The sequence below is a fragment of the Brevibacillus sp. NPDC003359 genome (assembly GCF_042878995.1).
In the GTDB taxonomy this organism is placed as follows: domain Bacteria; phylum Bacillota; class Bacilli; order Brevibacillales; family Brevibacillaceae; genus Brevibacillus.
Window position 1 is genome coordinate 1 of record NZ_JBIAOR010000035.1, and the last position, 6585, is coordinate 6585.

Consider the following 6585-nt stretch of genomic DNA (forward strand, 5'->3'; position numbering starts at 1 on the left):
GAAAAAAGCAAAAGAAAAAACGGGGCCGTCATGCTATTGACAGTCCTCGTTCATATCAGTGAAGCTGAAATTCCCCGCCATTTTTTCCTACGCTGAGAAGGGCTCCAGAGGCGCTTGGACTGGAAATTCGCTTCTTCCTACGTAGCTGTTCATTAATTTGAATGTGGTTCTAAGGTGTTTCGGGCCAAATGAATTAGTCTTTCAGAAGCTTTCCCTGCATTAACTTGCAAAACGTTTCAAACATACGAAGGATTCCCCAGCTGTCCGGAAGTCCTGTCACATGTTTGGAAGGAGACCGCCCGAACGTAGAGAGGATATAGGCGACTGGAAAACATGTGGCAGGGCTTCTCCCGACCACTACAACAGGAAGACATCCATCTTGCAGTATGTCTACATCGTCATCAACTGACGAAAACTACGACGATAGCTCCACAGCAAATACACTTCCAAAATCGCAACGATCAGTCCCATAGCGAGCTTATCGGGATCGACAAACAGGTGGAACGTCAAGATATTGACAGCAAGAGGAGCAGTGGCGGTTAGAGCCAGTGGGACGAAGCGATTGGTCAGGAATAGCAATCCACAGATGATTTCGACAGTTTTGACCAGAACCAGCAAATACCCTTGCAAAAGCTCCATAGCAGCAGGACTGGTTGGAAAGATAGGTTCGAATCCAAACAAGACCATGTAACCATTCACACCTGCTCCAAGCAAAATCAATCCAAGGATGATACGGGCGAATACGGGCAATGTCCGTGTCATCAGGCATCACTTCCTTGTAGTGGAATATGGATGATGAAGTTTTCGAGGAAAGTATAACTCCACTTTGACCACCTGGTCAATGTGCGTTATGATAGGAAAAAGAAGAACGGCGAGAGAAGGTGACGGACATAAAAGGAATCTGGCAGGCCGAAACGCTGGAGCCGAACAAACGAAAGCTATTGGAAGCGGCCCTTGTTGAATTTTCCGCCAAAGGCTATGAACAAGGCTCTACCAATCAAATCGTCCAGAACGCAGGCGTATCAAAGGGGATGCTGTTCCACTTTTTCGGGAATAAAAAGGGACTGTTTCTGGCGATTGTTGATGCTTGTATCGAACGTTTTTTTGCCTTTATACTGGAGCGAATGGAAGTGGCGCCGCAAGACTTCTTTGCGCGATTTCTTCATGTCAATCAAGCAAAAATGGCGCTCTTTGCCGAGGAACCAGCTATTTATCAAATGGCAGTTGCGACCTTTTTCGACTATCCTGAGGAATGTCGGACTGAAATCGAAGACAGAGAAACACAGTTCAATGCGCGATATATTCCCTTGTTTCTGGATCAAGTCGATACGTCATTGATCAAAGCGCAGTTCGATCCACAGAAGGCACTGCATTTTTTGCTGTCGGCTGTAGAGGCATTGACGCAAAAGTACGTCCGCGAAAATTATGAAGCAAGTGATAAAGGCTTCGCACATGTCCAATTATTTTTTGCGGAATTAGAAACGTACATGGAAATGATGAAGGTAGGGCTGTACAAGCAGTCAGACAGTAGAGCATGAAGGGGGAAAAGAAGAATGGATGAAAAATGGTCGAGCCTGGTACATAACATGAACCCGTCAGCCAGGCTCCTTCGTGTATGGGAGCTAAAAGGCGGGATCTCTGCACAGGTCAATGCGCTAGAAATGGAGAGCCCTGACGGCACGAAGAAAAAAGTAGTCGTCCGCGAGCATGGTCATGCTGACCTCAAGCGAAATCCGCAGATCGCATCAGATGAATTCGGACTTTTGCAAATACTGAAGACCGCTGGGTTGCCGACTCCAACACCCTATCACCTCGAAGCATCCAGCGATATTTTTCCCACGCCGTGCCTTGTCATCGAATTCATAGAAGGACAGACAGTCGCTGCACCAGCCGATTTGTCTAGCTTCCTGCAACAGGTGGCCGAGGTGCTGACTCGTATCCATGCGGTGGACACTTCTATGCTGGGGGGCATATTTTTGCCGAAACAGGAGGAAGCGATAACCGAAAAGCTTCATAAAAAATCAATGATTCTAGACCAATCATTGGATGAGGGGCTCATTCGCGAAGTGTTGGGGTCCGTTTGGCCGCTACCACAGGGGAATGCGCCATCCCTTTTGCATGGCGATTTCTGGCCGGGAAATACGATGTGGAAGGACGGGAAGCTGGTAGCTGTCATCGACTGGGAGGATGCTGGGATCGGAGACCCGTTAGCTGATTTGGGGAATGCCAGATTGGAAATCCTCTGGGCATTTGGCATACAAGCCATGAACGATTTTACACTTCACTATCAGGCTACCATGACGAAACTCGATTACACCGATCTTCCGTACTGGGATTTATGTGCGGCACTGCGGCCGGCATCGAATCTATCTGCTTGGGGATTGGATGAAAATACAGAGAGAATCATGCGTGAGCGACATTCCTTGTTCGTCAGGCAAGCGTGTGAAAAACTGAACATTCCGTATGCAAGGCATGCCGAACAAAAAGACCTCGATTAATCGAGGTTTTTTGTTTTGGAAAAAACTGTTGACCGATCCGGTATCGATACCTATAATCTAATTCATAGTAAACAGGTATGAATTATTTGTTTTTTGTTTTTTGATCCGACCGGACCACCGGAGGACCTGACGCTTCACTGACTTACGTGGATATGAAGGAGGATCACGATGAAAAAAAGGCTTTCGCAAATCATTTCAACTTTGCTGTTAGGGACTCTGCTGGTCACCGGATGTAGCTCTGAAAGCAGTGCGCCGACTACCTCGACACAAACGGCGACTCCGTCGACAGAAACACCAGCTCCAGCTGCCAGCAAGGTTCAAGACATAAAAGACGGGATCAATTTGGCTACGGATTTATCCAAGCTGCCGGAAGCAGCCGTCAAAAGGACTGATACATTCATTGCGGGACTGACGGAGCCAGGTGGCGTGTTTAACCCGTTTTTTTACCACAACGGCTATGATGGCAACGTCTCCTCTGCGATCTTCGAATCACTGGTGGATGTCGACGCGACAGGAAAGCCAGTACCCAAGCTCGCGGAAAAATGGGACGTATCTCCTGACCAGCTCACATATACGTTCCACTTGAGACCGAATTTGAAATTCAGCGATGGTTCACCACTGACGGCAGAGGATGTAGCCTTTACACTGACGATTCTGCACGACAAAACGTACGACGGCGAAACGGACATTTTCGTAGCAAGTATCAAAGGCGGCCGTGAATACAAGGAAGGCAAAGCGAACACGATCGAAGGAATCAAGGTGATTGATCCACAGACGATCCAGATCACGACAGAGAAAGTGAACGCCAAGTCTCTCGTTCTGTTAGGCGGGCAGGTGCTCTCCAAAGCGTACTACGGCAAGGAGTACAAACCAGGCAATTTGGAGTATCTCCGCACCTTGCACGGCAAGCCATTGGGAGCCGGGCCTTACAAATTTGAGGCGTACATTCCTGGTCAAGAAGTCCGCTATCTCGCAAACGAGCACTATTACGCGGGCAAGCCGCAAGTCGAGCACTTTATCTACAAGACGACCGAGGGCGATGCTCTACAGTTTATCCAGACAGGGGAGATGGATTACAACTCCTTTACCGTCAACTCGGATAACATTGAGCAGTTGCAAGAGCTGGGATACGTGAATATCAATCTGTACACATCCAGCGCCTATTCGTACATCAAGTTCAATCATTCCAAGCCATATTTCAAAGATAAGCGCGTCCGCCAAGCCTTCATCTACGGACTGGATCGCCAAAAGATTTTGGACCTGACCTACCAAGGATACGCGCAAGTCGCCAATGTACCGATCAGCCCTGTTTCGTGGGCGTATACGGAGGATGTCAATCCGTACGCCTACAATCCAGAAAAGGCGAAGCAGCTTTTGGATGAAGCGGGCTGGAAGCCGGGCGCTGACGGCATCCGCGAAAAAGATGGGCAAAAGCTGGTCGTGCATTACTATACGACCAAAGGAAAGCTGGGAGAGGTCCTGATCCCGATTGCCAAAGAAAACTACAAAGAGCTGGGCATCCAGTTTGAAGCGGAAATGATGGACTATAACGCCGTATTGGCACGGACGGAAAAAGGCGATCACGACCTCGCTTCGTTCTCGACCACGATGCTGATCGATCCAGATGACGGTGTAGACGCCTTCTCGACGAAAAAGGGCAAGAGCGGCTTTACCGGAACGAATGGCTACTCCAATGCCAAAGTAGACGAATTGCTGGAAGCAGGTCTATCTACGCTGGATATCGAGAAGCGTAAAGCCATCTACAAAGACCTGTATAAAGAGCTGAGCGATGATCCACCGTACATCTTCCTCGGCTACCGCAAAATTTTGTCTGCGCACAACGGCAAGATCAAGGGCTTGGAGCCGAATCCGTTCACGGGTATTTCGACCAGCCTGCCTGGAATCAAAATGGAGTAACAAGTTGGAGTAACTGACTCACGAATGTTGTGCCCGGCCCTGGGGCTGGGCTTTCTTTTTTTCCCAAGCATGAAAGGAGGCCAACGATGACGTCCTACTTCCTGAAAAGGGTTTTTTACATGGCGTTGACGCTCTTCGGCGCATCCATTTTGATTTTTTTCCTGTATGCCCTAACGCCTGGTGATTTCGTTGATACGAGCCCCAAGCTGACAGCAGAACGAAAGCTGGAGCTAAAAGCGATGTACGGGCTGGATAAGCCTGTCGTCGAACGGTATTTCATCTGGATGAAAAACGCCTTTCAAGGCGATTTTGGTTATTCCCTGCAATACCAGCAGCCGGTGATGTCATTGTTGAACGATTACATCTGGAATTCGTTTTTGCTGGCGATTACCTCCACCTTTTTTACGTGGCTGATCGCGATCTCAATCGGAGTTTTGTCTGCTGCAAGGCAGCATTCCTGGTTCGATGCGCTCGTGACGATTGGTGTTTTTGCTGCGATGTCGCTGCCTGTCTTTTTCGTCGGGCTGCTGTTTATCAAGTTGTTTGCCGTCGATGCCAAGCTGTTTCCCGCAGGAGGTATGATGACGATCGGCAGCAAGGAAACAGGGCTCGCCTATGCGTGGGACGTGGTCCAGCACATGTTTTTGCCTGTGACGGTTCTGACTTTGCTGAGCGTGGGGACACTGACGCGCTATTTCCGCACGAACATGCTGGAGGTCATTCAACAAGACTTTGTGCGCACGGCCCGAGCAAAGGGGCTGAAAGAAAAAGTCGTCCTGCACAAGCACGCGCTGCGCAATGCACTTCTGCCTGCCATTACCCTGCTGGGCTTTGAGCTGCCAGCATTGTTCGGTGGGGCGATCATCACGGAAAAAATCTTTAACTGGCCCGGAGTCGGACAGTTGTACATGCAGGCGTTTTCTGTACGGGACTACCCGCTATTGATGGGCTTTACGATGTTCCTGGCGATTCTCACTGTCATCGGGAATCTGTCTGCTGATTTGCTGTACAGAGTGGCTGACCCGCGGGTTCGGTTGAAATAGGAGGGAAAACGATGGCATCAACGGTAAGTGAAGTAGCGGAGGTGACGAGACCGGAGCAGGTAGCGTTGCGTTCTTCCTTGTGGCACGAGGCGTTTTTGCGACTGAAAAAGAAGCGGCTGGCCATGTTTGGACTTGTGTTTTTACTCGTCATGGCGGTGGTATGCTTCATCGGTCCGTTTTTTTCTCCGTACGCATCCGGCAAGATTAATACGACCGTGATCAACAAGCCGCCAAGCTTATCCCATTGGCTCGGGACGGACAGTTTGGGCAGAGACGTTTTGACGCGATTGATGCAGGCTGGCCGAATCTCACTGACAGTCGGCATCGCTTCCATGGTGCTCTCCGTTTCCCTCGGCGCTCTTCTCGGTGCACTGGCTGGCTTTTACCGCGGGTGGGTCGATCAAGTGATCATGCGTGTAGCAGACGTGCTCATGACCATTCCTGGGCTGCCGCTCTTGTTTATTATGGGCGCAGTCCTCTCCGAGTGGAAAATCCCGACCGATTACCGCATTTACATCGTCATGGTCATGCTGAGCCTAATCGGCTGGCCCGGCTTGGCGCGAATGGTCCGTAGCCAGATGCTTACCCTTCGCGAAAGTGAATTCATGCAAGCAGCAGAAGTACTCGGTCTGCGAGACAGACGCAAGCTATTCTTCCATTTGCTGCCCAATCTGACACCACTTTTGATTGTAGTTGCCACCTTAAACGTCGGTGGTGCGATCCTGAGCGAATCCGTGCTATCTTACTTCGGACTCGGTGTCGTTCCTCCAACGCCTACATGGGGTAACATGATGGATGCGGCGAACACCCTGATCGATTTTCAGAAAAGACCGTGGCTGTGGGTTCCGCCGGGTATTGCTATTTTTGCTACTGTCATCTCGATTAATCTGCTAGGGGATGGCCTGAGGGATGCTTTGGACCCGAAGCAGAAGCGTTGATGAGTTTTTGATATCACCATCGTGAACCAACTTTCAAAATAAAGCAGCGCAGGGAGAAGTGATTTCCAGTCCAAGCGCCTCTGGAGCCCGCCCTAGCGTAGGAAAAAATGGCGGGGAATTTCAGCTTCACTGATATGAACGAGGACTGTCAATAGCATGACGGCCCCGTTTTTTCTTTTGCTTTTTTCT

General features: G+C 49.7%; 6 protein-coding genes. 5 read left to right on the plus strand and 1 reads right to left on the minus strand.

The genetic code is table 11. The annotated features are described in order from the left end of the window. Positions 1 to 390: 390 nt before the first annotated feature. Positions 391 to 762 carry a hypothetical protein gene (locus tag ACFYU8_RS31395; protein WP_390307246.1) on the minus strand — a complete coding sequence of 124 codons (372 nt, stop codon included), beginning with the start codon at positions 760 to 762 and terminating at the stop codon, positions 391 to 393. Positions 763 to 881: 119 nt separating this feature from the next. Here ACFYU8_RS31395 and ACFYU8_RS31400 point away from each other — a divergent pair, with 119 nt between their 5' ends. From ACFYU8_RS31400 to opp4C, 5 genes are all read left to right on the plus strand, one after another. Beyond that, on the plus strand, positions 882 to 1538 hold the full coding sequence (locus ACFYU8_RS31400; RefSeq protein WP_390307244.1) for a TetR/AcrR family transcriptional regulator: 657 nt from the start codon (positions 882 to 884) through the stop codon (positions 1536 to 1538). A gap of 15 nt (positions 1539 to 1553) precedes the next feature. After that, positions 1554 to 2498 carry a phosphotransferase family protein gene (locus ACFYU8_RS31405; RefSeq protein WP_390307242.1) on the plus strand — a complete coding sequence of 315 codons (945 nt, stop codon included), beginning with the start codon at positions 1554 to 1556 and terminating at the stop codon, positions 2496 to 2498. A gap of 168 nt (positions 2499 to 2666) precedes the next feature. Continuing rightward, a complete protein-coding gene (locus tag ACFYU8_RS31410) occupies positions 2667 to 4415 on the plus strand; it encodes an ABC transporter substrate-binding protein (RefSeq protein WP_390307240.1) in 1749 nt (582 codons plus the stop codon). Positions 4416 to 4501: 86 nt separating this feature from the next. Further along, positions 4502 to 5458 carry an ABC transporter permease gene (locus ACFYU8_RS31415; RefSeq protein ID WP_144612698.1) on the plus strand — a complete coding sequence of 319 codons (957 nt, stop codon included), beginning with the start codon at positions 4502 to 4504 and terminating at the stop codon, positions 5456 to 5458. 11 nt (positions 5459 to 5469) lie between these two features. After that, the gene (gene opp4C / locus ACFYU8_RS31420; RefSeq protein ID WP_390307238.1) at positions 5470 to 6396 is read left to right on the plus strand and encodes an oligopeptide ABC transporter permease; all 927 of its coding nucleotides are present in this window, start codon (positions 5470 to 5472) and stop codon (positions 6394 to 6396) included. The last annotated feature ends 189 nt before the right edge of the window (positions 6397 to 6585 follow it).

What these genes read in the sequence shown, in the direction of transcription:
- ACFYU8_RS31395 (WP_390307246.1), bottom strand. Translation starts at nt 762, where the DNA reads ATGACACGGACATTGCCCGTATTCGCCCGTATCATCCTTGGATTGATT.
- ACFYU8_RS31405 (WP_390307242.1), top strand. Translation starts at nt 1,554, where the DNA reads ATGGATGAAAAATGGTCGAGCCTGGTACATAACATGAACCCGTCAGCC.
- ACFYU8_RS31410 (WP_390307240.1), top strand. Translation starts at nt 2,667, where the DNA reads ATGAAAAAAAGGCTTTCGCAAATCATTTCAACTTTGCTGTTAGGGACT.
- ACFYU8_RS31415 (WP_144612698.1), top strand. Translation starts at nt 4,502, where the DNA reads ATGACGTCCTACTTCCTGAAAAGGGTTTTTTACATGGCGTTGACGCTC.
- opp4C (WP_390307238.1), top strand. Translation starts at nt 5,470, where the DNA reads ATGGCATCAACGGTAAGTGAAGTAGCGGAGGTGACGAGACCGGAGCAG.